This is a genomic window from Streptomyces sp. NPDC000151 (assembly GCF_040301705.1).
Taxonomy (GTDB): domain Bacteria; phylum Actinomycetota; class Actinomycetes; order Streptomycetales; family Streptomycetaceae; genus Streptomyces.
Map to the genome: position 1 here is coordinate 17,684 of NZ_JBEPFC010000053.1, position 24,705 is coordinate 42,388.

Genomic DNA, 24,705 nt, shown 5'->3' on the forward strand with positions numbered 1-24,705 from the left:
CCTGTTCCGCGCGGTGTGTGACCAGCCTGTCCGCCGTACCTGACACCTTCTGTCAGGTACACGGGACAATGGCTGCCATGCGTGCCGACCGGCTTCTCTCCCTGCTCCTGCTGCTCCAGAACCGCGGGCGGCTGACGGCGTCCGAACTCGCCGCGGAGCTGGAGGTGTCGGTCCGTACCGTGTACCGGGACATCGAGGCGCTCGGCGCGTCGGGCATCCCGGTCTGCGCCGACCGCGGCCCCGACGGTGGCTACCGCCTGATGGATGGTTACCGCACGCGGCTAACCGGGCTCACCGACGCCGAGGCCGACGCGCTCTTCCTCGCCGGGGCGCCGGGCGCCGCGGGCGAGTTGGGCCTCGGCGCGGTGCTGGCCACCGCGCAGCTGAAGCTGCAGGCCGCGCTCCCGGCCGGGCTGGCGGATCGGTCGCGGCGCGTCCAGGACCGGTTTCACCTGGACGCGCCCGCGTGGTTCCGCGAGGCCGACCCGGTCCCCCATCTCGGCCGCGTCGCACAGGCGGTGTGGGAACAGCGCGTACTGCGCGTCCAGTACCGGAAGTGGGGCGGCGACGGCCACCGGGCGCTCGACCTCGGCCCGCTCGGCCTCGTCCTCAAGGGCGGCATTTGGTACTTGGTAGCGCTGGCGGGCGAGGCGATCCGTACTTACCGGATCTCCCGCCTGCTGGCCGTCGACGTCACGGAGCAGGCCTTCGACCGGCCGGCGGAATTCGACCTGGCCGCGCACTGGGCGGAGTCCTCCCGCCGCCTGGAGACCGCCCTCCACCAGGGCGTCGCGCAGCTGCGGATCTCGCCCCGCGGCCGGCAGCTGCTGCCCATGCAGTTCGGCGCCGCGGGCGCGCGGGCCCTCGAAGCGGCCGGGCCGCCCGACGACGAGGGCTGGGTGCGGGTCGAGCTGGCGGTCGAGACACCGGCCGTCGCGGTCGGCGACCTGCTCAGGCTGGGCACGGAGGCGGAGGTGCTCGGCCCACCCGAGTTGCGCGCGGCCGTGGCCCGGACGGTGGCCGAACTGACGCACCGTTACGCGGCGGGCCCGCCTGACCCTGGGCTGACGCACCGTTACTCGGCGGCCACCCCGGCCTCGGACTGACGCACCGTTACGCGGCGGCGCCCTGACCCCGTAAGGCCGCCCGCGCCGCCCGCGTTGCCCGGATTCAGCCCGCCGGGCTCGTGGCGTCCTCGATCAGCCGGTGCGCCGCGGCGTCGATGCGGGCCGTGTCGCCGGTGACCAGGCGGTCCTGGCACAGCCCGCGCAGGCCCGAGACCAGCAGCGTGGCCCGGACCCTGGCGTCCTGCTCCGCGTGTCCGAGCCGTACGTAGGCGGCGGCGATCGGGCCGACCATCACCTCGACCGCGTCGGCGGCCAGCGCTCCGTACGGCTCCGGCTGCGTGGTGGCCAGGCTGAGCAGCTGCAGCAGCATGCGGACCAGCCCGCGCTGCCTGCCGACCGTGATCGCCTCCCACAGCGCGCGGGCGGCGCGGCGCAGCTCCGCCGCGTCGTCGACGCCGCCGAACATCGCCTCGGCGTCGGGCCGGCTGGCCGCCAGGGCCTGGGCCAGGAGGTTCTCCCGGCTGCCGAAGTAGTAGAGCAGCATCCGTTTGCTGGTGCCCACCGCTTCCGCGAGTGGGCTCAGGGACAGGCCCGCCAGGCCGTGGTGCTCCAGATGCTGCACCACCTTCTCCAGCAGTTCGGTCCGTTTCCGTGAATCCGTCGCACGAGGCACCCCTTGACCGTACCGATCGGTACACCTACAGTCCAACGCGAACCGTTGATGTACCGATCGGTACATCAACAGCGGCGAGACGAGGAGGCAGAGCATGGGCGCAACGGGCCCGGACATCGCGATCGTGGGGGCCGGCATCGGCGGGCTCACCCTGGCTCTCGCCCTGCGGGCACGCGGCATCGACGCGGAAATCCACGAGCAGGCACCCGAGTTGCGCGAGGTCGGCGCGGCGGTGGCACTGTCGGCGAACGCCACCCGGCTGCTCGCCCGGCTCGGCCTGGACACGGAGCTGACGGCGGCCGGCGCCGAGCCGACCGAGCTGGTGTACCGGCACTGGCGGGACGGCCGCCGCATCGCCGCGCACCCGGTCGGCGACTCGTACCGTACGCGGTTCGGCGGCCCCTACCTGGGCGTGCACCGCGCGGCCTTCCAGCGCATCCTGGGCGACGCCTGGGGCAGCGAGCGGCTGCACCTGGGCACGGCGGTCGGCGGGGTGCACGAGGACGCGGCGGCGGACGGCGGCGGGGTACGCCTGGACCTCGCGGACGGCCGGAGCGTGCGGGCCGGGCTGGTCGTCGGCGCGGACGGCGTGCACTCCACCGTGCGGCGCCAGGTCACCGCCGAGGACGTCACCGCGTACTCCGGTACGAGCGGCTTCCGCGGCCTGGTGCCGGCCGAGGCAATGCCCTCGCTGCCGGACCCGGCGGCCATCCAGTTCTGGATGGGGCCCGGCGCGCACGTGCTGCACTACCCCATCGACAGCGCCGGAACGGTCAACTTCCTCGCGGTGGTGGAGGGCCCGGACCGCTGGGCCGACGGCACTTGGCGGGCGGAAGCCGCGCCCGGGGAACTCCTCGCGGCGTTCGACGGCTGGCACCCGGCGATCACCGAGATGCTCGCGGCCGCGCCGCAGAGCGCGCGGTGGGGTCTGTTCGGGCAGGCGCCGCTGCGGCGGTGGAGCCGCGGCCGGGCGGTGCTGATCGGGGACGCGGCGCACGCGATGCTGCCGCACCACGGGCAGGGCGCCAACCAGACCATCGAGGACGCCGTGACGCTGGCGGACTGCCTGGCCGACTCCCGCGCGGCCGGCGGGCCGGACGCGTACGGCGCGGCCCTGCTCCGGTACGAAGGGCTCCGGCGGGTGCGCACCCGCCAGGTGCAGCGCAGCTCCTGGGTCACCTCCGGCCTGCTGCACCTGCCCGACGGGCCGGCGGCCGAGCGCCGGGACCGGAAGCTGGCCACGGTCCCGGCGGACTTCGGCTGGATCCACGCCCATGACGTACAGCGGGAGCCGGTCGCGGGCCCGCGCGCTTCCTGACGGTGCGTCATGACCTAGTACGCACAGTGGCGGTGCCGCCCCGGTCCCGGGGCAACACCGCCACTGGACGGCACGACAGCTCAGCCGTCGCCCGGACCGGTCAGAACCGGCCCGCGTCGACGAGCCCCATCCAGTAGGCGGCGGCCCGCGCGTCACCCACGGTCACGACGCCGTCGTGGCCGCCGACGCTGGTCATGCTGCTCGCCGAGCCGCTGAGCATCCCGCTGACGTCGTCGTGGTCGTGCGCGGAAGCGATGCCGCTCATCGGGACCAGCGCGGCCGAGGCCAGGGCGAGAGACGCAGCGGTACGAGCGAAGATCTTGCGCATGTCATACCTCTTCAGGTAGGTGGGTTGATCGCCCCCATGCTTCTCCGCCCCGCCGGTTCCCGAAGCGCGGCGCTCGGGCAATTGACCCTGATGGCCGACCGAGGTGAGCCGGGTCACCGAGTCGTCGGATTTTCACTCCGCACGGCCTGTTCCGTCGCGCCGCGGGCCACCGCCCGGAACTGTTGCGGCGTGCGGCCGTCGCGCTTGCGGAAGAACTTGGAGAAGTCGCCCGGCTCCCGGAAGCCGAGCCGGCGGGAGACCTCGGCCGCCGGGGCGTCGGTGTGCACCAGGAGGCGCTTGGCCTCCAGGAGGATGCGCGCGTCGAGGTACTGCTTGGCGGACAGGCCGGTGGCGGCGAGCGTGGCGCGGGTGAGGGTACGGACGTTGTAGCCGAGCGCGGTGGCGTAGTCGGCGACGCGGTGCGTGTCGGCGAAGTCGCGCTCGACGGCTGCGTGGTAGTGCGCGAAGGCGCCGCCCGGCCGGTGCGCGGCGGGGGTCTCGGGGCGGGCGTGGGCGAGCCGCAGCAGCAGCACGGCCAACAGCAGGCGCAGCGCCTCGATGTGCGCCTGGAGGGGGATGGAGGCCAGGTCGGCGTACTCGTGGGTGAGGTGGCGCAGGGCGAGCTGGGTGGCGCGGGCGTGCGGCCCCTCCGGCAGCAGCGGGACCTGCTCGAAGGGCGCCTCGGCGTCGGCGAAGCCGGGCTGCCAGATCACGATGGTGCCGCGCGCGGCCGCCAGGTCCTCGGGGACGTACTGGTGCACCTGGCCCGGCTGGATCCACAGCCAGCTGCCGGCGCGCAGCACGTGCTCGGAGAAGTCCACGGTGTGCCGCAGGGTGCCGGAGCGCACGTGGATGAGGTGGTGGAAGCCGGGGCGCTGCGGGCTCCCCAGATCGATGCCGCGGCGGTCTCCGCGGGCCCGCAGCTCGGCGAAGTCCAGGACGTCCATGCCAATGGGCGCGCCGAGAGACGGCCGGTAGGCGACGTCCGTGATCGAGAGCTGTCCGTTTTTTCCCATGCTGAGTCCGTAGCGTACCGCTGTCGTCCCCGTACCCCCTCCTACGGTCGCACAAGAGGCAGCGATGAGCCGGAAGCTGCCGGAGAGCGAGGTGCGACGTGCGGCTGATCGTGGGAATGACCGGGGCGACCGGGGCGGTCTTCGGAATCCGGGTGCTGGAGCACCTGGCCGAGCTGCCGGAGGTGGAGACCCATCTCGTACTGAGCCGCTGGGCCCGGTCCACGATCGAGCTGGAGACCGGCCGGAGCGCCCGCGAGGTCGCCGGGCTGGCCGATGTCGTGCACAGCCCCGAGGACCAGGGCGCGGCCATCTCGTCCGGGTCGTTCCGGACGGACGGCATGATCATCGTGCCCTGCTCGATGAAGACCCTCGCCGGCATCCGGGCCGGTTACGCGGACGGCCTGGTCGGCCGCGCCGCCGACGTCGTACTGAAGGAGCGCCGCAAGCTGGTGGTCGTCCCGCGGGAGACGCCGCTCAGCGAGATCCATCTGGAGAACATGCTGGCGCTGGCGCGGATGGGCGTGCAGATCGTGCCGCCGATGCCCGCCTTCTACAACCACCCCGCCACCGTCGACGACATCGTCGACCACATCACCGCCCGCATCGTCGACCAGTTCGACCTGCCGGCGCCCGCCGCCAAGCGGTGGGCCGGCATGCGGGCGGCGCGTCACCACAGCACTGACAGCAAGGAGCCGACATGGCCTACGACGACCTCCGCAGCTTTCTGACCACCCTGGAGGGCGAGGGCCAGCTGCTGCGCATCACCGACGAGGTACTGCCCGAGCCGGACCTGGCCGCGGCCGCCAACGCGGCGGGCCGGATCGGCGAGGGCGCCCCCGCCCTGTACTTCGACAACGTCAAGGGCTTCACCGACGCGCGGATCGCCCTGAACGTGCACGGTTCCTGGCGCAACCACGCCCTCGCCCTCGGCCTGCCCGCAGCCACCTCGGTCAAGGACCAGGTCGAGGAGTTCGCGCGGCGCTGGGACGACTTCCCCGTCGCGCCCGAGCGCCGCGAGGACGCCCCCTGGCGCGAGAACACGCAGGAGGGCGCGGACATCGACCTCTTCAAGGTCCTTCCGCTCTTCCGCCTCAACGACGGCGACGGCGGCTTCTACCTGGACAAGGCCGCGGTCGTCTCCCGCGACCCCGACGACCCGGACCACTTCGGCAAGCAGAACGTCGGCACGTACCGCCTGGAGGTCATCGGCCGCGACCGGCTCGCCATCCAGCCGGTCCCGGTGCACGACGTGGCGCTGCACCTGAAGGCGGCCGAGAGCCGGGACGAGGACCTGCCCATCGCGATCACGCTCGGCAACGACCCGGTGATGACGATCGTGGCCGGCATGCCGATGGGGTACGACCGTTCCGAGTACGAGATGGCCGGCGCGCTGCGCGGCGCGCCCGCGCCGATCGCCACCGCGCCGCTCACCGGCTTCGACGTGCCCTGGGGCTCGGAGGTCGTCATCGAGGGCGTGATCGAGGGCCGCAAGCGGCAGATCGAGGGCCCGTTCGGCGAGTTCACCGGGCATTACTCGGGCGGCCGCCGGATGCCGGTGGTCCGCATCGACCGCATCTCGTACCGCACGAACCCGGTCTTCGAGTCGCTCTACCTGGGCATGCCGTGGACCGAGGTGGACTACCTCGTCGGGCCGAACACCTGCGTGCCACTGCTCAAGCAGCTGCGCGCGGAGTTCCCCGAGGTGCAGGCGGTCAACGCGATGTACACGCACGGCCTGGCCGTGATCATCTCGACGAAGAAGCGGTACGGCGGCTTCGCCAAGGCGGTCGGCATGCGCGCGATGACCACGCCCCACGGTCTGGGGTACGTCGCCCAGGTGATCCTCGTCGACGAGGACGTCGACCCGTTCAACCTGCCGCAGGTGATGTGGGCGATGTCCTCCAAGGTCAACCCCGCGGACGACGTCGTGATCATTCCCAACCTGTCCGTCCTGGAGCTGGCCCCGGCGGCCAACCCCGCCGGCATCACCAGCAAGATGATCATCGACGCCACGACCCCGGTCTCGCCCGACAATCGCGGCAACTTCAGCACCCCGGTCCGCGACCTGCCCGAGACCAAGGAGTGGATCGGCCGGCTGAACGCGCTGATCGCCGCCCGCTGACCCGCCCCCTGCCTTCCCCTTCCGGAGACCCGCATGATCTGCCCCCGCTGCGCGCACGACGCGCTCGACACCCTCGCCCACTCCCCCGTCCCCGGCGTCTGGGACGTGCTCCAGTGCACCCGCTGCCTGTACACCTGGCGCACCACCGAGCCCGACCGCCGTACCCGGCGCGACGCGTACCCCGCGCAGTTCCGCCTCACCCAGGAGGACATCGACAGCGCCATCGAGGTCCCGGCGGTGCCGCCGCTGCACGCCGGCTGACGCTCTCCTCGGAACGCGCGACCGGGCCCCGCTCTCCTCTGGGGAGGGCGGGGCCCGGTGCGCGTGCGGTCAGTCGTTGTACATGTCGAGGTCGCCGCCCATGCCGGTCTCGATGGAGACCGAGGTCGACCAGTCGCCACTGCTGTGCCATCCGTGCGGCCCGTGGCCGTCGCAGTGGTGGTGCGTTGTCGTGACGACGATCCTGCTCTTCAGAAAGTCGTCGTCATCGTGGGCGGACGCCGTACCACCGGCGGCCAGGACGAGTGCCGTCACGGGGAGTGCGACCGCGGCCAGGCGCAGAGCGGAGCGCTTCATCGATACCTCCATCGGTTGCCACAGGAGGAGGCGGCGTTCCCGCGCCGCCTCGTTGGTCGATGAGTAGCCGAGTCGCTGAATCGACACACGTACCGCCACCCGAACGGCAGGGCCGCGCCTCTGCCGCGGCCCCTCGCCCTACGGCTGTACCGAGATCTCCCCGATGCCGGTGCCGAGACTGCCGCAGTGCGCGGTGGACTGCCCCGACTGGCCGGGGTTGAGCGTGACATGCTCGCCGTCCACGTCCGGCGCCCAGCCGCAGACCAGGTGCACCCAGAAGGTCTGCGGTGCGCCGCCGTTGTTCCGGCAGAGCGCGTAGCCGGTGTACTCGTCGTTGGCGTGCTTGCCGGTGTCGCAGGACAGGCCGGGCGGGATCGCGAAGGCGGCCGGTGCGGCGCCTGTGAGGTGGGTGGTCGGGGCGGACGGCGCACCGGCGGCGGACGCCGTGGCGGACGGGGAAGAAGTGGCGGCCGGGACGGTGAGCGCGGCCACCATGACGGCGGCGGCCGCGGTGGCCTTCATCCCTGTGGCGGTCAGCTTCATGGTTTCTCCTGGACGTTCTCGGGCCGGGCCCGTACTGCCTGGAGCGGGTACGGAACTCCGGTCGCATGCCAGGAATTGCTCCCACCCGCCCGGGCGCGAAAAACCAGGGAGATCGTGACGCTGAGTGAGTGCCGCATGAGTGTCGACGCCCGGCCGCGGGCGCCCGGCCGGCATCGACGGTGCGTCAGGCGGTGTCGCCCGTGCGCGTCCTGACGTCGGTGAGCAGCTTGTCCAGCAGGGCGGCGAGGGTGGCGCGTTCGGACGCCGACAGGCCGGCGACGAGGGTGGCTTCGCGGCCGAGCACCTCGTCGACGGAATGCTCGACGAGCGCGTGGCCCGCGTCGGTCAGCGACACCAGGACCGCCCGGCTCCCGGGTCCGGCCGGGGCCCGCCGGACGAGCCCGCCGCGCTCGGCCCGCGCGACGCGCTGGGAGATCGCGCCCGCGGTCACCAGCGTCCGCCGGGCGATCTCCCGCGTACTGAGGGTGTAGGGCGGCCCGGAGCGGCGGATGACGGACAGCAGGTCGAGGGTGGCCGTGTCGATGCCCGCGGCGCGCAGCGCCCGGTCGCGGTCGATCGCGAAGAGCTTCCCCAGCCACCAGATCGGCGTCACGATCTCGATCGACTCGGTGGGCGTGCCCGGCCGTTCCCGCTGCCACGCCGCCGCGATCTCGGCGGCGGGATACGACGGGACGGCGCCGCCCGCGGCGGTGCCGAGGTCCTCGCTCATGGTGCGCTCCCGCTGCCGTGGGGTACGTTTAGACCTAAACATAGCAGTGCGCAGCAGCTCGCAGAAGTTCTCAGGGGAGGAACCTCATGACCCGCACCGTGCTCGTCACCGGCGGTACCAGCGGCATCGGGCGCGCCGTCGCCGGGGCGTTCGCCACCGACGGGGCGAAGGTCGTCGTCACCGGACGCCGTGCCGACACCGTCGAGCGCGCCGCCGTCGAACTGGGCGCCGAGGGCGTCGTCTGCGACGCGACCGACCCCGCTCAGGTCGCGGCGCTGGCCGACCGGATCGAGGCGACGGGCCGGCTCGACGTCCTCGTGAACGCGGCCGGCGGCCTGTTCGACGCCGCGTCGGCCGCGGGCTCGCCGCTGGACAAGCTGGTCGCCGAGTGGCACGGCAACCTCTCCCAGAACGTGCTCGGCGCGGTGCTGACCACTGCCGCCGTACGCGACCTCCTCGCCGACGGCAGCTCCGTGATCAGCATCGGGTCGATCGGCGCGGAGCGCGGCGGCGGCTCGTACGGCGCGGCCAAGGCGGCCCTCCAGGCGTGGAACGCCGCGTTCTCCGCCGAGGTCGGCCCGCACGGCATCACCACCAACGTGATCTCCTCGGGTTACGTCGCCGGCACCGCCTTCTTCGGCGGGCAGCTGCCGGACGCCCGGCACGAGAAGCTGGTCCAGGAGACGCACAACAAGCGTCCGGGCACGCCGGAGGACATCGCGCAGACCGTCTTCTTCCTCGCCTCTCCCGGCGCCCGGCACATCACGGGCCAGACGATCCACGTCAACGGCGGCGCCTACACCACGCGTTGACGCGCGCCGGACGGCTGTCGGACGGCTACCGGAATAAGGTGTTCCGGTAGCTTGCGCGGGTGCCGATCAGCGAAGGAGTGAGCGCGGAGATGGAGACGACCGGAACCGGGACGGCCGTGGTGACCGGGGCCTCGTCGGGGATCGGCACGCGGTACGCCGAGCGGCTGGCCGAGGCCGGCTGGGACCTGGTGCTCGTGGCGCGGCGGGCGCAGCGGCTGGACGAGCTCGCCGGCCGGCTGCGGGAGACGGCCGGCGTCGCCGTCGAGACGCTCGTCGCCGACCTGGGCGTACCGGAGGACCTGGCGCGGACGGCCGAGCGGGTCGCGGCCGAGGACGTGGCGCTGCTGGTCAACAACGCGGGCATCAATGGCTACGGAAACTTCACCGAGGTCGACCCGATGCTGCTGACGCGGGTGCTCAGCGTCAACGTCACGGCGCTGACGGTGCTGACCCGGGCCGCCGTCCCCGGGATGCTGAAGCGCGGCCGGGGCGCGGTGGTCAACGTCGCCTCCCGCCTCGCGTTCGCCGGCTCGCTGCCCCCGGACCCGCTCCCCCGGCGCGCCGTCTACGGCGGCACGAAGGGGTACGTCGTCACCTTCACCCGGACCCTCGCGGCCGAGCTGGCGGACACCCCGCTCCGCATTCAGGTGCTCTGCCCGGGGCTCACCGCCACCGAGTTCCATCTGACGACGGGTGAGGAGTCGGTCGCCGGTACGGAGCAGCGGGTTCACGCGGAGGGGGGAATGCCGGTGGACGAGGTGGTGACGGCCTCGCTGGCGGCGCTGGAGCGGGGCGAGGTGGTGTGCGTACCGGGTCTGGCGGACACCCAGGAGGCGCTGGACCGGCTGGTCGCCGCCGAGGTGGGGATGCGGGGCATTCCGCGGCGGTGAGCGCCGGGCGGCGCGGCGCGACCGCCGGAGCGGGGCGGCCGGGGTGCGCCGGGCGCGGATCGGCGCGGAACGGAGGTGTACGCGGCGCCCCACGATGGCAGGTTTGCCCTGTCCCTGTTCGTCCGTACGAAGGAGTCGGCCGATGCTGTTCGGCAAGGAACACGTGAAGCGGTACGTCGAGACCGATGGCGCGGAAGGGCACGAGTGGCAGGGCACCACGACGCTCATCCTCACCACCACCGGCCGCAAGAGCGGCGAGCAGCGCAGCACGCCGCTGATCTACCAGCCCTTCGGTGACGACCTGCTGGTCGTCGCCTCCAAGGGCGGCTCGGACGCACCGCCTCTGTGGTACCTCAACCTGCAGGCGAATCCCGAGGTCCAGGTACAGGTGAAGGGCGACCGGTTCACCGCGCGCGCCCGCACGGCGACGGCGGAGGAGAAGCCGGCGATGTGGCGGACGATGGCGGCGGTCTGGCCGCAGTACGACGAGTACCAGCAGAAGACCGACCGGGACATCCCGGTCGTGGTGCTGGAACGCACTGCCTGACGGCCGGGTGACGCGGGGTTTGCCCAGGTGGGTCGCCGGATACTTGTGCGGCGTACATTCCGGGTGATTCCGGGCGGTCGTGAGCCCGAGGAGGCATGTCGTGAGCGCACAGGTCAGCACCGAGTTGTGGGACGCGTTCCACTCCGTCGTCAACATGACGTCGCGTGAGCTGCAGGAGTGGCTGAGCGTCCAGGCCGCGGGCCAGGAGTCGGAGGTGGTCCCCGACCAGGCCGGTGCGCCGCTCGGGCGGCACGTACTGGAGATCCTCGGCAAGCGCCGTACCGACCTCACGGAGGACGACGCGCAGGTCATGCGGCGGGTGTGCGAGATCGTGGAGACCCAGCGGGCCGAGCACCGCGACCCGCAGGCGGGCGGCGCCGACTGGCGCCACGGCCTGATGAACATCGGCCACGACCCGCTCAAGCCCGCCTGACGGCCGCGGAGACGGGCCCCGCTGTACCGGCGGGGCCCTTTTCGCGTTCTGGCAAGGAGTGTTGACACGTCTGGTGCAGACCTTTAGGTTCACCGACCATCGCGCCTGTCCAAAGAGGCGACCACCGTTCACATACAAGGACGGAAACCCCCCATGCCAGTGCAGAGACGTCCCCACCGTGCGGCACGCACCATCGGCACCGCCCTCCTCGCCGCCACCGCCGTCCTGGCCACGCTCGCCGCCGCGCCGTCGGCCGGCTTCACCCACCCCGGTGTCCTGGTCTCCCGCGGCCAGCTCGACTTCGTCCGCGACAAGGTCGACTCCGGGGCACAGCCCTGGAAGAACGCCTACGACCGGATGAAGGCGAGCAAGTACGCCGCGCTCGACCGCACGCCCAAGCCGCGCGCCGTCGTCGAGTGCGGCTCCTACTCCGACCCCAATTACGGCTGCACGGACGAGCGCGAGGACGCCCTCGCCGCGTACACGCTCGCGCTGACCTGGTACGTCAGCGGGGACGAGCGGTACGCCAAGAAGGCGATCGAGATCATGGACGCCTGGTCGGGCACCATCAAGGACCACACCAACTCCAACGCCCCGCTGCAGACCGGCTGGGCGGGCTCCTCCTGGCCGCGGGCCGCCGAGATCATCCGGTACACCTACACCGGCTGGGCGCAGGACAAGGTGGACCGCTTCAAGACCATGCTGCGCACCGTCTACCTGCCCAAGGTGATCGGCGGCTCGAACTCCAACGGCAACTGGGAACTGAGCATGATGGAGGCCGCCGTCGGCATATCCGTCTTCCTCGACGACAAGGCGTCGTACGACAAGGCGATGGCGAAGTTCCGCGGCCGGGTGCCCGCGTATGTCTACCTCAGCGGCGACGGCGACCTGCCGAAGACCGCGCCGGGCAGCGGGCTGGACAGCCGCGACAAGGTCATCAAGTACTGGCAGGGTCAGTCCACCTTCGTCAACGGCCTCTCCCAGGAGACCTGCCGCGACTTCACCCACACCGGTTACGGCATCTCCGCGATCTCGCACATCGCCGAGACCAGCCGCATCCAGGGCCAGGACCTGTACGCCACCGACGTCGGCGAACGGCTGCGGTACGCGCTCGGCTTCCACGCCAAGTACGAGCTGGGCGAGGCGCCGCCGACCTGGCTGTGCGGTGGCAGTATCAAGCGCGGCCTCGGCCCGGTCACCGAGGTCGGGTTCAACGCGCTGCACGGCCGCCTCGGCCAGGCCATGACGAACACTCAGACGCTCACCGAACGCGGCCGCCCGGCCGGCTCCAACAACCTCTTCGTCGGCTGGGAGACCCTCACCCACGCGGAGAACCCCGAGTGACCAAGGAGACCCGGCATGACGATCCAGCGGATGGACAACGTCCTCATCGTTGTCGACGACCTTGAGGCCGTTATCGCGTTCTTCGTCGAACTCGGCATGGAGCTGGAGGGTAAGGGGCCGGTCGAGGGACGTTGGGTGGAGCGTGTCATCGGGATCGACGACGTCCGACAGGACATCGCGATGCTGCGGACCCCGGACGGCCACGGCCGCATCGAACTGGCGAGGTTCCACACGCCGAAGGCGATCAGCGCCGAGCCCAAGGACGCGCCGGCGAACACGCTGGGCATTCGCCGCGTCATGTTCGCCGTCGACGACATCGAGGACGTCGTTGCCCGCCTGCGCGCCCATGGGGCCGAACTCGTCGGCGAGTTGGCGCAGTTCGAGGAGAGCTATCGGCTCTGCTATGTCCGCGGCCCCGAGGGCATCATCGTCGGACTGGCCGAGCAGCTCGGCTGAAGGCTGCCGACGGGACCGTGCGCGCCGAGTTCACGGTTGAGGGACCGGTTCTGGAAGGCGCGGCCCCGCTGCCCCGGCTATCGGATCCGGTCCAGGACCGTGCGGGTGGCCCGGCGCAGTGCGGTCACTATCGGCCGGTCACGGTCGGGGGTCCGCCAGGCGAGGGCCGTGTGGCACAGCGGGAGGTCGGTGACCTCGGCGTACGCGACGCCGTGCCGCTGGTAGAGCCAGCGGGCCGGCTCCGGCGGGAACTGCACTCCCTCGCCGAGGGCGATGGCCGTGAGCGCGGGCTCGAACTCGGCGATCTGGTGCGCGGTGTAGCGGGCCGGGCTGCCGTCGGGGCGGGGGTCGACTCCCCAGAAGTCCCGCCAGACCTTGGGGATCTCCGGCGAGAAACCGATGAACCGCCGCTCGCTGAGCCGGGCGAGCGTCAGCGGGCCCGCGTCCGCGAGCGGGTCGGAGGCGGCCAGGCACACGACGCGGCGCAGCTCGGCGAGGCGCTGGGTCTGGATCCCGGGCGGCACGGGCGGGAAGAGGAACGCCGCGTCCACGCCGCCCGCGAGGACGGTGGCCGCGGAGTCCGCGAAGCCCATCCGGACGATCTCGACCTCGATCCCCGGATGCCGCGCCTTCAGCTCCGCCAGGATCGCCGGGATCGGGTGGACGGAGGTGATGGCCTCGAAGGAGCCGATGACCACCCGGCCCGAGAGCGTACGGATGCGCTCGCCGGCGACCTGCCGCAGCCGGTCGGCGGCCTGCACCATCGCCCGGATCTCCGGGAGCAGTTCCTGCCCCGAGGGGGTCAGCCCCGCCGTGCGCGTGGTGCGGTCGACCAGGGTCAGCCCGAGGCGCCGCTCCAGCGAACGGATCTGCTGCGAGAAGGCGGGCTGCGTCATGAACACCCGCTTCGCCGCCCGGCCGAAGTGCATCTCCTCGGCCAGCAGCAGGAACAGTCTCAGCTGGTGTGTGCTCGGATCCGTCGGAGCACTGCTCTCCGGGCCGGTCGGGCCGGTGTCCCCCGCCATGGACGCATGGTAACAACGCGCACCGTGCCCGTTACCGCGGAAAGCACACCTCCCGCGGCGCCGGGCACAAAAGTCTCACACCTCTTTACCGGCAGCACACCCGCGGCACACAGAAGAAAACCGGAAGACCTTGCGCAGCCGCGCTGTTAGCGTCCGCGCCCATGACCGAGATCTTCAACAATTTCACCGAAGTGCAGCGAATCGACACCGATCCCGAGGTGTCGGCGCACCCGCTGATCGCGCTGGAGGAGGGCCGGCACAGCTGGTACAGCGGCTACCACCACCAGGAGTCGTTCGCCGCGCGGCTGCGCTACGCCTTCGACGACCGCACGGAGTACGGCGACAGCGGCGTGCCCCTGGACCGGCTGCGGATCGGGAACTTCTGCCAGTTCGCCTCGGGCACGGCGTTTCTGCTGGGCGGCAATCACGGGCACGACACCCACCCCGACGCCGTGACGCCGTACGGCTTCAACTTCTTCGCGCACGAGCACGACGCCTGGGCACCGGCCGGCGACACCGTCGTCGGGCACGAGGTGTGGACCGGCTACGAGGCGGTCGTGCTGCCCGGTGTGCGCATCGGGACCGGCGCGATCATCGGGGCGCGCGCCGTCGTCTCCAAGGACGTCGCCCCCTACTCCGTCGTGGTGGGCAACAACAGGATCGTCCGGCACCGCTTCGACCCGCTGCGCCGCAAGCTGCTCTGGCGGATCGGGTGGTGGAACTGGAGCGACGAGCGGATCGCGGAAGCGCTCCCACTCCTCCAGGGGCGCGACGTCGCGCAGCTGGCCCGGTATGCCGGAATCGACCCGGAGGATGTCGCGGGGGACGTCGACCCGTGCACGCTGACCGGCGCCAGGGCCCTTCCGCACCGCCCTTGACCTGCGCGTTTGTGCACATGTCGAAAGGTCCGGCGGGCAGCGTGTGACATCTGTACATGGTGAGTGGCGGAAATTCTTCCTAGCGTCTGCGTAACGCAAGATCGAACCCCCGTGACCTCCCGGGTGACCCCCGGGGGCCGGGACACCCCGGGACACCGGGCCCCGGACGCCGGGCGTCCGCCCGCAGCGCGCCGCCGGCTCCCCGCCTCCCCCACGCGACGCACCTCATCGCGGACCGCCGCACCCCGCGGCGCGCCGCGCCCTGCCCCGCAGGGATGGAATCCCACCGAAATGCCGAGGACCGTATGAGCACGCAACCGACGACCGACGTGGCGCCATCCCCACCGTCCGCCCCCGGCGACGGCCCGTCGGACGGCCTGCAGGCCGGTCTCAAGAACCGTCACTTGTCCATGATCGCGATCGGCGGGGTGATCGGCGCCGGCCTGTTCGTCGGCTCCGGCTCCGGCATCGCCGCCGCCGGACCCGCCATCCTCCTGTCGTACGCCCTGGTCGGCGCGCTGGTCGTGTGCGTGATGCGGATGCTGGGCGAGATGGCGGCGGCCTATCCCAGCTCCGGGTCGTTCTCCGCGTACGCGGACCGGGCGCTCGGCCGCTGGGCGGGCTTCTCGATCGGCTGGCTGTACTGGTTCTTCTGGGTCGTGGTGCTGGCCGTCGAGGCGACGGCGGGCGCGAAGATCCTCGAAGGCTGGGTCCCGGCCGTGCCGCAGTGGGGCTGGGCGCTGATCGTGATGGTGGTGCTCACGGCCACGAACCTGGCGTCGGTCGCCTCGTACGGTGAATTCGAGTTCTGGTTCGCCGGGATCAAGGTCGTCGCGATCGGCGCGTTCGTCGTGATCGGCCTGCTGGCCGTCTTCGGGGTGCTCCCCGGGGCGCACAGCGAGTCCGCGGGCATCGCGAACCTCACCGCGCACGGCGGATTCATGCCGCACGGTCCGGGATCGATCCTGACCGGCGTGCTCATGGTGGTCTTCTCCTTCATGGGCAGCGAGATCGTCACGCTCGCCGCCGGCGAGTCGGAGAACCCGCAGCGCGCGGTCACCAAGGCGACCAACAGCGTCATCTGGCGCATCGGCGTCTTCTACCTCGGCTCGATCTTCGTCGTGGTGAGCCTGCTGCCGTGGAACGATGCGTCGATCACCAAGGACGGCAGCTACGTCGCGGCCCTGAACTCGATCGGCATCCCGCACGCCGGACAGGTCATGAACGTCATCGTGCTGACGGCGGTGCTGTCCTGTCTCAACTCCGGGCTCTACACCGCCTCCCGCATGGCCTTCTCGCTCGGCCGGCGCGGCGACGCGCCCAAGGCGTTCGCGCGCACCAGCGCCCGTGGCGTGCCGCGCGCCGCGATCCTCTCCTCGGTCCTCTTCGGCTTCCTCGCGGTGTTCTTCAACTACGAGTGGCCGGACACCGTCTTCGCCTTCCTGCTGAACTCCTCCGGCGCCGTCGCGCTGTTCGTGTGGCTGGTCATCTGCTTCGCGCAGCTGCGGATGCGGGGGATGATCCTGCGGGACGACCCGCGCAAGCTCGTCGTGCGGATGTGGCTGTTCCCGTATCTGACCTGGGCGACGATCGGCATGATCTCGTTCGTGCTGGTCTACATGCTGACCGACCCGGCCGGGCGGCAGCAGGTCACGCTGTCGCTGCTGGCCGCCGTGCTCGTGGTGGCGGTCGCGCTGGTACGGGACCGGCTGCGGGGCCGCCGCACGACCGCCTGAACCGGCGCGGACCGCACCCGATTCAGCGGAGGGCGAAGAAGCCGGCCCGACAGGCCCGTCAGTGGAATTGCTGGTGACGCGGTGGGCCCATCCGTACCAGGATGGGCCCATGTCCGAACCCAACGCTTCCACCGGTCAGGCCGGCTCCGCCGCCGAGCCGCTGCCCCGCCAGGTCGCCGACGCCTACGTCGACGCCCTGATCGCCCTCGACCCCATCACCGGCACGTTCCTCGGCGTACCGGAGAGCTCAGGCAAGCTGCCCGACTTCTCCCCCACGGGGCAGGAGGAGCTGGCCCAGCTGGCCCGCACCACGCTCGACCGGCTCACCGCGGCCGAGGCGCGGCCCGGTGGCGACAGCGACGGCGAGCGGCGCTGCGCCCGGCTGCTGCGCGAGCGGCTGACCGCCGAACTCGCCGTCCACGAAGCGGGCGAGGGCCTGCGCGCCGTCAGCAACCTCAGCTCGCCGCTGCACTCCGTACGCGACATCTTCACCCTCACGCCGACCGCGACGGACGAGGACTGGGCGGCCGTCGTGCAGCGGCTGCGCGCGGTGCCCGCCGCGCTGGAGGGCTACCGTGCCTCCCTGGGTGAGGGCCTGAAGCGGGAGCTGCCGGCCGGGCCGCGGCAGGTGCGGACGGTGCTCGGGCAGCTGGGCGAGTGGATCGGTACGGACCGCAGCTGGTTCGCCGACTTCGCCGCGACCGGGCCCGAGAGCCTGCGCGCCGACCTGGACGCCGCGGCCGGCTTCGCCACCGGCGCGCTGACCGAGCTGCGCGACTGGCTGCGCGACACCTACGCGCCGGCCGTCGAGGGCACCCCGGACGTGGTGGGCCGCGAGCGGTACGCCCGCCTCGCCCGCTACTACAACGGCAGCGACCTGGACCTGGACGAGGCGTACGCGTACGGCTGGTCCGAATTCCACCGGCTGCTCGCCGAGATGGAGAATGAGGCCGCGAAGGTCCTCCCCGGCGCGAAGACCCCGTGGGAGGCGCTGGCCTGGCTGGACGAGAACGGCGAGGCGGTCGAGGGCGTCGAGGAGACCCGTGAGTGGCTCCAGTCGCTGATGGACGAGGCCATCGAGAAGCTGGACGGCACGCACTTCGAACTGGCCGAGCGGGTCAAGCGCGTGGAGTCGCGGATCGCGCCCGCGGGCACCGCGGCAGCGCCGTACTACACCAGCCCCTCGCTGGACTTCACGCGCCCGGGCCGCACGTGGCTGCCGACCATGGGCGAGACCCGCTTCCAGGTGTACGACCTGGTCTCCACCTGGTACCACGAGGGCGTGCCCGGCCACCACCTCCAGCTCGCGCAGTGGGCGCACGTCAGCGACCAGCTCTCCCGTTACCAGACCACCGTCGGCATGGTCAGCGCCAACGCCGAGGGCTGGGCGCTGTACGCCGAGCGGCTGATGGACGAGCTGGGCTTCCTCAGCAACGCCGAGCGGCGCCTGGGCTACCTGGACGCCCAGATGATGCGCGCGATCCGCGTGATCATCGACATCGGCATGCACCTGGAGCTGGAGATCCCGGCGGACTCGCCGTTCCGCCCGGGCGAGCGCTGGACGCCGGAGCTGGCGCAGGAGTTCATGGACGCGCACTGCAGCCGCTCGTCCGACTTCGTGGAGAGCGAGATCATCCGGTACCAGGGGATGCCCGGCCAGGCGATCGGCTACAAGCTGGGCGAGCGGGCCTGGCTGAACGGCCGCGAGGCCGCCCGCCGCCGGCACGGCGCCGCCTTCGACCCGAAGAAGTGGCACATGGCGGCGCTGTCGCAGGGCTCGCTGGGCCTGGACGACCTGGAGAGCGAGCTGTCGGCGCTGTAGGCCGCACGGGGCAGGAGGGGCGGCGGCCCGCGGACGGCCGCCGCCCCTCCCCTCTGTCGTCCGTCGGACGCTGTGGACGGCAGCGCGTCCGTGAGAATTCCGTGGCGGCCGGAGAGGGCGGTCCGTAGGGTCCCTCCCCATGACCCTCCTCTTCCTCTTCCCCGGTGATCCGCTGCAACCGGGCCGCCCGGACCCGGACTTCGCGTGCGAGGCCCGGGCCGCCGGCGCGGCGGGCGCGCGGGTCGCGGTCGTCGACCACGAGGCGCTGCTCGCGGGCAACGCGACGCGGGCCGTCGCCGGCGTGCCCGCCGGGCCCGGCCCCGTCCGGTACCGCGGCCGGCCGCTGCCCGCGGGGCGGGGCGCCGAGCTGGCCGCCGCGCTCGCGGACCGGGACCGCACGCTGCTCACGGACGAGGAGCGGACCGACGGCCTCGGGCCGGTCACGGACGACGCGGAGGCGGCACGGCTGTTCGAGGCGCTGGTCGCCGCGGCCTCCGGCTTCCCGCTCGCGCTCACCGCGGGGCGCGTGACGCTGCGAGCGCTGCCGCCGGCCGAGTGCGCGCGGCTCACGGACGGCGGCACGGCCGGGCTGACGTGGGTGGACGGCGCGCCGCCCGAGGGCACGGTGGAGGGCGCCGGGATCATGGTGCGGCTCGCGGCGGCAGGGCTGTACCGGCCGGGCTGGGGCACGTACGCGATCACCCGTACCGAGGACGGCGTCGCCCTGGGCGGCATCGGCTTCCACGGCCCGCCGGACGAGGCGGGGACGGTCGAGCTGGGCTACGACCTGTCCCCCTCGGCGCGCGGCGCGGGCTGGGCGACGGACGCGGTACGCCTGCTCGCCTCATGGGCGGCGGCCCGTCCCGAGGTGGGCACGCTGGTCGCCACCACGGAGCCGGCGAACGTGCCCTCGCAACGCGTCCTGGAACGCGCCGGCTTCGTCCGCGCGGGCGAGCGGTCCGGCATGTACGCCTTCGAGTACGCGGGGAGCGGGAACGGTGGTACGACCGATGCGGACGGGGCCCTCAGCGCTGGAACCCGCCCTCCGAGTTGATGACCTCGCCGGTGATCCAGGCCGCCTCGTCCGTGGCCAGCCAGGCGATGAGGCGGGCCGGGTCGTCGGGCGCGCCCCACTCACCGCCGGGGAAGCGCCGGGCGACCCGTTCGCGGAGCTCACCGACGGCGTAACCGGTGTCGACCGGGCCGGGGTTGACGGTGTTCACCGTGACGCCGAGGGGTGCGAAGGTCGTGGCGAGCGTGCGCGTGGCCGACGCCAGCGCGCCCTTGGCCAGCCCGTACGCCACCTCCTCCGGCATCCCGCCGCCCTGGTCCTGACCGGACGTCATCATGACGACGCGGCCGCCGGGCTGCCCGGGGGCGGGGTGTCGCGTGCGGTGTCGCGCGTACGCCTGCGCCAGCAGGATCACCGACCGCACATCGGTCGCCCAGTGCGCGTCCAGCATGGCCGCGTCGATGGTGTCGAGGGTGCCGTCGTGGCCGCTCAGCGCGTGGTTGGCGACGAGGATGTCCAGCCGGCCGCCGAGCGCGTCGGCGGCGGTGCCGAGCAGGCGGGCCGGCGCTTCGGGCGCGGTGAGGTCGGCCGGCCCGTGCGTCACCACCGCGCCGGGGACGGCCACCTCCCGGACGCCTGCCGCGACCGCGTCGGGCCCGCCGGGGTCGGCGCCCCACGGCTGCCGCGCATCGTGCGGGACGTGGTGGTGCAGGTACACACTGGCGCCGTACGCGGCCAGCCGGCGGGCGACCGCGTAGCCGATGCCGCCGCGCCGGCTCGCGCCGGTGACCAGCGCGGTACGGCCGCGCAGCGGGTACGGTGCGCGGCGCAGCGCGGCGGCGGACGGGGACGGTTCGGTCGCGTGCGATTCGGTCGCGTGCGGTTCAGTCGCGTGCGGTTCAGTCGCGTGCGGCTCGGTGTTCCGGTCGTGCGTCGTGGCCATGGTCGACCACCTTGACCGCCGAGGCGGCCCCTGTCATCCCGTTTTCCGCGTTTCCCCACTCATGAGAAAAGGCTCCCGTCATGCCAACCACCCCCCTCCCCGCCGACCCGACCGTGCTGCACCCGATGCCCGAACAGCCCCGGGTCGTGCTGCTCAAACCGCTCGTCACCTCGCCGCTGATCGAGGTGGGCGAGTTCTCGTACTACGACGATCCGGACGAGCCGACCGCGTTCGAGACCCGCAACGTGCTGTACCACTACGGGCCGGAGAAGCTGGTCATCGGGAAGTTCTGCGCGCTGGGCGAGGGCGTGCGGTTCCTGATGAACGGTGCCAACCACCGGATGGACGGCCCCTCCACCTTCCCCTTCCCCATCATGGGCGGTTCCTGGGCCGAGCACTTCGACCTGATCACCGGGCTGCCCGGCCGCGGCGACACCGTGGTCGGCAACGACGTCTGGTTCGGCTACCGGTCGACGGTGATGCCGGGCGTGCGCATCGGCCATGGCGCGGTCATCGCCTCGGGGGCGGTCGTCGTCGACGACGTGCCCGACTACGGCATCGTCGGCGGCAACCCCGCCCGGCTCCTCCGGCGCCGCTACAGCGAGGCGGACATCGCCCGCCTGCTGGACCTGGCCTGGTGGGACTGGCCGCTCGACCACCTCACCGCCCATCTCCGTACGGTCATGTCCGGCAGCGTCGACGAGCTGGCGGCCGCGGCGCCGGGGCGGGAGCAGCCCTTGACCCAGTAGCCGGGGGAATGGCGTGACTTGGCGGTCCGAGCGGCAGCTCGTTGTGTGAGGCTGGCTCCCTTCCTTTCCTAGTAAGGGGGCACAAATGGCGGTTTCGACCACAGAGGGCTTGCGCTGGGGAACGCCGGTCAACCTCGGGGGATCGTTCACCGAGGACGTGGCGGTGGCGGCGAACGCGGACGGCCGCCTCCTGGTGATCTACCAGGGCGGCGGCAACACCATGTACGCGAGCTGGCAGAACCAGGACCTCAGCTGGACCAAGGACCGGGAACTGGTGCCCAACGCCCGGCTGGTGGGCACGCCGGCCGCGCTGCGCGGCAAGGACGGGCGCATCTACGTCTTCTGGCGCAGCCAGGACAACCGGCTGATGCGGGTACAGCAGAACCGGATCAACGGCGACTTCGGCTCTCCGGACGCGATCACCACGGGGGTGAACAGCAATCCGGCCCCGGTGCTCAACGCCAACGGGCGGATCTCGGTGTTCTACATCGGCGGCGAGCGCGCCATATGGGAGACCCGGCAGAAGTCGCTGTCCGGCACGGACTTCACCACCCCTGTCAGCCTCGGCGGCGAGGCCAAGGGCGAGCGGCTGGCCGCCGCCCTGGCCGCGGACGGCCGGATCTCCTTCGTGCACATCGGCCGCAACGACGAGTTGTGGACCAACACACAGAAGGCCGACGACGCCACCGAGTGGGAGGGCTACGCCAAGATCACGACGGGTGCGAAGGGCGGGCTGCACATCTTGCCCGACTGCAACGGCCACCTCGATGTGCACTACTGGGGCTCGAACAACGAGTCGTGGTGGTTCGGGCAGGTCACGGGCTACGGCAGCTTCTCCACCTCCACCCGGAGCCTCGGCGGCACCCTCAACGGCATTCCGCGTTCGGTGCTGGCCGCCGACGGCCGCCAGCACGTGTTCGCGCGCGGCAGCAGCGACGCCCTGCTGACCGCGGCCCAGAAGGACCCCGGCAGCCTGGAGTACGTCCCCTTCGGCGACATCACCGGCGGCGTGCACAACAACCCGGTCCCCGCGCTCAGCCGCGACGGCCGCGTCTTCGTCTTCTACCGGGGCGGCGAGGGCGCCCTGTGGTACGCCTTCCAGGAACGCGTCTGACCGCGTAGGCCGCCGGGGCAGTGACCCGGTGGCAGCACCGTTCGGCTCCGGTCGGCTCCGGCAGAACCTTGATCTACCGGGGATTCGACTGCTAGACAGCGATCATGACGAGCTCTTCCCGGTACTCCCCCGACGCCACCGACTGGCGCATACTCGACGCCCTCCAGCAGGACGCGCGTGCGGGCTACGCCGTGCTGGCGCGGGCGGTGAACATGTCGGCCAGCGCCGTCACCGAACGGGTGCGGCGGCTGGAGGAGGCCGGGGTGATTCGTGGGTACGCGGCCGTGGTGGATCCCGAGCGGGTCGGGATGCCGGTCCTGGCCTTCGTACGGCTGCGGTATCCGAGCGGCAACTACAAGCCGTTCCACGACCTGCTGGACAGCACGCCGGAGATCCTGGAGGCGCATCACGTCACGGGTGACGACTGCTTCGTCATCAAGGTCGCGGCACGGTCGATGCGGCATCTGGAGGAGGTGGCGGGCCGGATCGGCGCGCTCGGCGCGGTGACGACCAATGTGGTGTACTCGTCGCCGCTGCCGGGCCGGCCGATCCGGCCGTGATGTCCGTCAGCCGGTGCCTTCGAGGCTGTCGGGGGTGCGGAGGCGGACCGTCGAGCCCGCGCGGTTCTTGACGACCTCCAGCTGGGCCGGGATGCGCTGGCGGAGGTCGGCGACGTGGCTGACGATGCCGACGCTGCGGTCGCGCTCGCGGAGCGAGTCCAGTACGTCCAGGACCTCGTCGAGGGTCTGTTCGTCGAGGCTGCCGAAGCCCTCGTCGATGAAGAGGGTGTCCAGGCGGGTGCCGCCGGCCTCGTCGGTGACGACGTCGGCGAGGCCGAGCGCCAAGGAGAGCGAGGCGAAGAAGGTCTCGCCGCCGGAGAGGCCGGCCGTGTCGCGTTCCTGGCCGGTCCACGCGTCGATGACGTGCAGGCCGAGGCCGGAGCGGCGGGCGCCGCCGGCCCGTTCGTCGGAGTGCACGAGCGTGTAGCGCCCGGCCGACATGCGGGTGAGGCGGGCGCTGGCGGCGGCGGCCACCTGTTCGAGGCGCGCTGCCAGCACGTAGGACTCCAGGCGCATCTTGCGTTCGTTGTCCGCCGAGGTGCCCGCCGTGAGGGACGCGAGGCGGGCGACGCGGTCGTACTCGGCGCGCAGCGGGGCCAGTTCGCGGGCGTCGGTCTCGGCGCGCGCGGAGAGCCGGTCCAGTTCGGCGCAACGGTCGCGGGCGGTGGCGTGCGCGGTGGCGGCGTCCCGCAGCCGACGAGCAGTCAGTTCGCTTTCTGCCCGGGCCTGTTCGGCGTCGGCGGGCGGCAGGGCGGCGGCGTCGGCGGTGCGCGGGTCTGCGAGTTCCGCGGCGACCGCGGCCTCCTCGGCCTGCCAGGCATCCAACTGTCCCTGAACGCGCCGCCATTCGTCGTCGCCGAGCAGGGCGGCGGCAGCCTCGCGCGGGGTGTCGAAGCCCGCCTTGTACGCGGCGTCGGCGAGGGTGGCGTCGGCTTCCTTCAGGCGCTCGGCGGCGGTCTCGGCGGCCCGTACGGCGGTCACCGCCTCCGCGAGCAGCGTGGTCTGCCGTTCCAGCCGGTGGGCGCGCTCGGCGACGCTCGCGCTGTCGCCGCGGGCCCGGCGCAACCCTTCGGCCAGCGCGTTCTCCTCGCGGTCCAGGGCCTCGCGGCGGGAGTCGCGGGCCGCGGTGCGCTGCTGCGCGGCCTGCTGTTCCGCGCGGCGCCGCTCGTACTCGCGCTCGGCGCGGGCGAGGGCTTCGCGGGCGGCGTGCAGCCCGGCGCCGGTGGTGTGCGCGGCGGTGTGTTCCGTCCGCAGTTCTTCGAGGTCCTGGGCGAGCGCGGCGACGGGCGCGTTGCCGGCTCCCGCGGTGGCGGCGGCCAGCTCCTCCTTGACGGACTGCTGGACCCGCTCGGCCTCCTCGCGGGCGGAAACGGCACGCTCGTACGCGGCGAACGCGGCCTCCTCCCGGTCGCGGTCCACGTGACCGGCTTCCGTGCGGGCGGGCGCCGGATGTTCGGTCGCGCCGCAGACGGCGCACGGCGCGCCGGCTTCCAGGTTCTTGGCCAGTTCGGCGGCGATGCCGTGCAGCCGCGCTTCCCTGAGCTTCAGCCACTCTTCGTGGGCCGCGGTCGCGGCCTCCCTGGCACACAGCAACTCCCGCTCGGCATCGGTGAGTTGGGCGGTGGCGCGGTCGCGGCGGCGGGCGGCGGCCAGGCGGGTCTCGGCCGGTTCGAGGCGGGCGTGGAGCTGTTCGGCGCGGGCCGCCGCCTCCTGGGCGGCTTCGATGCGCTGCTGGTGCGCGGTGCGGGTGGTCTCCCAGCCGGTCAGCCAGTCGGCGGCGTCCAGGAGGGCCTGTTCGTCGTCGCGGGCCTCGCGGTCCAGTGCGGCGCGCTCGGTAGCGATGTCGGCGGCGCGGCGCTCGTCGCGGCGGGCCGCGTCCAGCGAGCCGAGCTCGCCTCTCAACCGGTGTTCGAGCGCGGCGAGTTGGTCGCTGCCCGCGTCCACGAGGTCGGAGCGCAGCCGCTCGCGGGAGCGGCGTTCGGCGGCGTGCGCCGCTTCGTGGTCGCGCCAG

At 72.5% G+C, this 24,705-nt stretch carries 27 protein-coding genes; 18 read left to right on the plus strand and 9 right to left on the minus strand.

Annotation, left to right across the window (positions count from 1 at the left end):
- Positions 1–77 precede the first annotated feature (77 nt).
- Positions 78–1,106 carry a helix-turn-helix transcriptional regulator gene (locus ABT381_RS17175; RefSeq protein ID WP_351594303.1) on the plus strand — a complete coding sequence of 343 codons (1,029 nt, stop codon included), beginning with the start codon at positions 78–80 and terminating at the stop codon, positions 1,104–1,106.
- Between the two features lie 64 nt (positions 1,107–1,170).
- Here ABT381_RS17175 and ABT381_RS17180 read toward each other — a convergent pair whose 3' ends face one another.
- Positions 1,171–1,740, minus strand: coding sequence for a TetR family transcriptional regulator (locus ABT381_RS17180; RefSeq protein WP_351594305.1), 570 nt, complete (start codon positions 1,738–1,740; stop codon positions 1,171–1,173).
- 94 nt (positions 1,741–1,834) lie between these two features.
- Here ABT381_RS17180 and ABT381_RS17185 point away from each other — a divergent pair, with 94 nt between their 5' ends.
- Entirely contained in the window at positions 1,835–3,058 is a 1,224-nt protein-coding gene (locus ABT381_RS17185) for an FAD-dependent monooxygenase (protein WP_351594308.1), read from the plus strand.
- A gap of 100 nt (positions 3,059–3,158) precedes the next feature.
- Here ABT381_RS17185 and ABT381_RS17190 read toward each other — a convergent pair whose 3' ends face one another.
- Together ABT381_RS17190 and ABT381_RS17195 are read right to left on the minus strand one after the other, a co-directional pair.
- Positions 3,159–3,386 carry a hypothetical protein gene (locus ABT381_RS17190; protein ID WP_351594311.1) on the minus strand — a complete coding sequence of 76 codons (228 nt, stop codon included), beginning with the start codon at positions 3,384–3,386 and terminating at the stop codon, positions 3,159–3,161.
- Positions 3,387–3,499: 113 nt separating this feature from the next.
- Positions 3,500–4,402 carry a helix-turn-helix transcriptional regulator gene (locus tag ABT381_RS17195; protein WP_351594314.1) on the minus strand — a complete coding sequence of 301 codons (903 nt, stop codon included), beginning with the start codon at positions 4,400–4,402 and terminating at the stop codon, positions 3,500–3,502.
- Between the two features lie 98 nt (positions 4,403–4,500).
- Between ABT381_RS17195 and ABT381_RS17200 the strand changes: the two genes are divergently transcribed.
- Genes ABT381_RS17200 through ABT381_RS17210 form a run of 3 tightly spaced genes read left to right on the plus strand, consistent with a single transcriptional unit; the run spans position 4,501 to position 6,785 of the window.
- A complete protein-coding gene (locus ABT381_RS17200) occupies positions 4,501–5,130 on the plus strand; it encodes a non-oxidative hydroxyarylic acid decarboxylases subunit B (RefSeq protein WP_351594317.1) in 630 nt (209 codons plus the stop codon).
- Complete coding sequence (locus tag ABT381_RS17205; RefSeq protein WP_351594320.1) at positions 5,100–6,524, plus strand: non-oxidative hydroxyarylic acid decarboxylases subunit C; 1,425 nt, start codon at positions 5,100–5,102, stop codon at positions 6,522–6,524. Before ABT381_RS17200 ends, ABT381_RS17205 begins: the two co-directional genes overlap by 31 nt.
- A gap of 33 nt (positions 6,525–6,557) precedes the next feature.
- Positions 6,558–6,785: a non-oxidative hydroxyarylic acid decarboxylases subunit D gene (locus tag ABT381_RS17210; RefSeq protein ID WP_351594323.1), complete on the plus strand. Its 228-nt coding sequence runs from the start codon at positions 6,558–6,560 to the stop codon at positions 6,783–6,785.
- Positions 6,786–6,854: 69 nt separating this feature from the next.
- On the opposite strand, the gene ABT381_RS17215 is transcribed toward ABT381_RS17210, so the two are convergent.
- The 3 genes from ABT381_RS17215 to ABT381_RS17225 all read right to left on the minus strand — a co-directional run bounded on the left by ABT381_RS17215 (position 6,855) and on the right by ABT381_RS17225 (position 8,373).
- Complete coding sequence (locus ABT381_RS17215; protein ID WP_351594326.1) at positions 6,855–7,100, minus strand: hypothetical protein; 246 nt, start codon at positions 7,098–7,100, stop codon at positions 6,855–6,857.
- Positions 7,101–7,238: 138 nt separating this feature from the next.
- Positions 7,239–7,643, minus strand: coding sequence for a hypothetical protein (locus ABT381_RS17220; protein ID WP_351594329.1), 405 nt, complete (start codon positions 7,641–7,643; stop codon positions 7,239–7,241).
- Between the two features lie 184 nt (positions 7,644–7,827).
- A complete protein-coding gene (locus ABT381_RS17225; RefSeq protein WP_351594332.1) occupies positions 7,828–8,373 on the minus strand; it encodes a MarR family winged helix-turn-helix transcriptional regulator in 546 nt (181 codons plus the stop codon).
- A gap of 86 nt (positions 8,374–8,459) precedes the next feature.
- On the opposite strand from ABT381_RS17225, the gene ABT381_RS17230 reads away from it, so the two are divergent.
- From ABT381_RS17230 to ABT381_RS17255, 6 genes are all read left to right on the plus strand, one after another.
- Positions 8,460–9,185, plus strand: a complete 726-nt coding sequence (locus ABT381_RS17230) for an SDR family NAD(P)-dependent oxidoreductase (RefSeq protein ID WP_351594334.1) — start codon at positions 8,460–8,462, stop codon at positions 9,183–9,185.
- Between the two features lie 89 nt (positions 9,186–9,274).
- Positions 9,275–10,075 carry an SDR family NAD(P)-dependent oxidoreductase gene (locus tag ABT381_RS17235; protein ID WP_351594337.1) on the plus strand — a complete coding sequence of 267 codons (801 nt, stop codon included), beginning with the start codon at positions 9,275–9,277 and terminating at the stop codon, positions 10,073–10,075.
- A gap of 142 nt (positions 10,076–10,217) precedes the next feature.
- The gene (locus tag ABT381_RS17240) at positions 10,218–10,622 is read left to right on the plus strand and encodes a nitroreductase family deazaflavin-dependent oxidoreductase (protein WP_351594340.1); all 405 of its coding nucleotides are present in this window, start codon (positions 10,218–10,220) and stop codon (positions 10,620–10,622) included.
- A 100-nt stretch (positions 10,623–10,722) separates the two neighbouring features.
- Positions 10,723–11,055 (plus strand): DUF3140 domain-containing protein, encoded by a 333-nt coding sequence (locus ABT381_RS17245; RefSeq protein ID WP_351594343.1) that lies wholly within the window; start codon positions 10,723–10,725, stop codon positions 11,053–11,055.
- 153 nt (positions 11,056–11,208) lie between these two features.
- Complete coding sequence (locus ABT381_RS17250) at positions 11,209–12,399, plus strand: alginate lyase family protein (RefSeq protein ID WP_351594345.1); 1,191 nt, start codon at positions 11,209–11,211, stop codon at positions 12,397–12,399.
- 15 nt (positions 12,400–12,414) lie between these two features.
- Positions 12,415–12,855, plus strand: coding sequence for a VOC family protein (locus ABT381_RS17255; protein WP_351594347.1), 441 nt, complete (start codon positions 12,415–12,417; stop codon positions 12,853–12,855).
- A gap of 77 nt (positions 12,856–12,932) precedes the next feature.
- Here ABT381_RS17255 and ABT381_RS17260 read toward each other — a convergent pair whose 3' ends face one another.
- Entirely contained in the window at positions 12,933–13,880 is a 948-nt protein-coding gene (locus ABT381_RS17260) for a LysR family transcriptional regulator (protein ID WP_351594350.1), read from the minus strand.
- Positions 13,881–14,041: 161 nt separating this feature from the next.
- Here ABT381_RS17260 and ABT381_RS17265 point away from each other — a divergent pair, with 161 nt between their 5' ends.
- The 4 genes from ABT381_RS17265 (at position 14,042) to ABT381_RS17280 (ending at position 19,370) form a co-directional block, all read left to right on the plus strand.
- Positions 14,042–14,758: a CatB-related O-acetyltransferase gene (locus ABT381_RS17265; protein WP_351594353.1), complete on the plus strand. Its 717-nt coding sequence runs from the start codon at positions 14,042–14,044 to the stop codon at positions 14,756–14,758.
- Between the two features lie 305 nt (positions 14,759–15,063).
- Positions 15,064–16,494, plus strand: a complete 1,431-nt coding sequence (locus ABT381_RS17270) for an amino acid permease (RefSeq protein WP_351594356.1) — start codon at positions 15,064–15,066, stop codon at positions 16,492–16,494.
- Positions 16,495–16,603: 109 nt separating this feature from the next.
- Positions 16,604–18,316 carry a DUF885 domain-containing protein gene (locus tag ABT381_RS17275; RefSeq protein WP_351594359.1) on the plus strand — a complete coding sequence of 571 codons (1,713 nt, stop codon included), beginning with the start codon at positions 16,604–16,606 and terminating at the stop codon, positions 18,314–18,316.
- Positions 18,317–18,455: 139 nt separating this feature from the next.
- Positions 18,456–19,370 carry a GNAT family N-acetyltransferase gene (locus ABT381_RS17280; protein ID WP_351594362.1) on the plus strand — a complete coding sequence of 305 codons (915 nt, stop codon included), beginning with the start codon at positions 18,456–18,458 and terminating at the stop codon, positions 19,368–19,370.
- Here the strand turns inward: ABT381_RS17280 and ABT381_RS17285 are convergent.
- Positions 19,342–20,271, minus strand: coding sequence for an SDR family oxidoreductase (locus ABT381_RS17285; RefSeq protein ID WP_351594364.1), 930 nt, complete (start codon positions 20,269–20,271; stop codon positions 19,342–19,344). The two genes, ABT381_RS17280 and ABT381_RS17285, sit on opposite strands and share 29 nt — an antisense overlap.
- A gap of 80 nt (positions 20,272–20,351) precedes the next feature.
- On the opposite strand from ABT381_RS17285, the gene ABT381_RS17290 reads away from it, so the two are divergent.
- From ABT381_RS17290 to ABT381_RS17300, 3 genes are all read left to right on the plus strand, one after another.
- On the plus strand, positions 20,352–21,020 hold the full coding sequence (locus ABT381_RS17290; protein WP_351594367.1) for a CatB-related O-acetyltransferase: 669 nt from the start codon (positions 20,352–20,354) through the stop codon (positions 21,018–21,020).
- 85 nt (positions 21,021–21,105) lie between these two features.
- Positions 21,106–22,134, plus strand: a complete 1,029-nt coding sequence (locus ABT381_RS17295) for a DUF8189 domain-containing protein (RefSeq protein WP_351594370.1) — start codon at positions 21,106–21,108, stop codon at positions 22,132–22,134.
- A gap of 104 nt (positions 22,135–22,238) precedes the next feature.
- Positions 22,239–22,694 carry an Lrp/AsnC family transcriptional regulator gene (locus tag ABT381_RS17300; RefSeq protein WP_351594373.1) on the plus strand — a complete coding sequence of 152 codons (456 nt, stop codon included), beginning with the start codon at positions 22,239–22,241 and terminating at the stop codon, positions 22,692–22,694.
- A gap of 6 nt (positions 22,695–22,700) precedes the next feature.
- On the opposite strand, the gene ABT381_RS17305 is transcribed toward ABT381_RS17300, so the two are convergent.
- A partial coding sequence (locus ABT381_RS17305) for an SbcC/MukB-like Walker B domain-containing protein (RefSeq protein WP_351594376.1) occupies positions 22,701–24,705 on the minus strand: 2,005 nt, incomplete at its 5' end.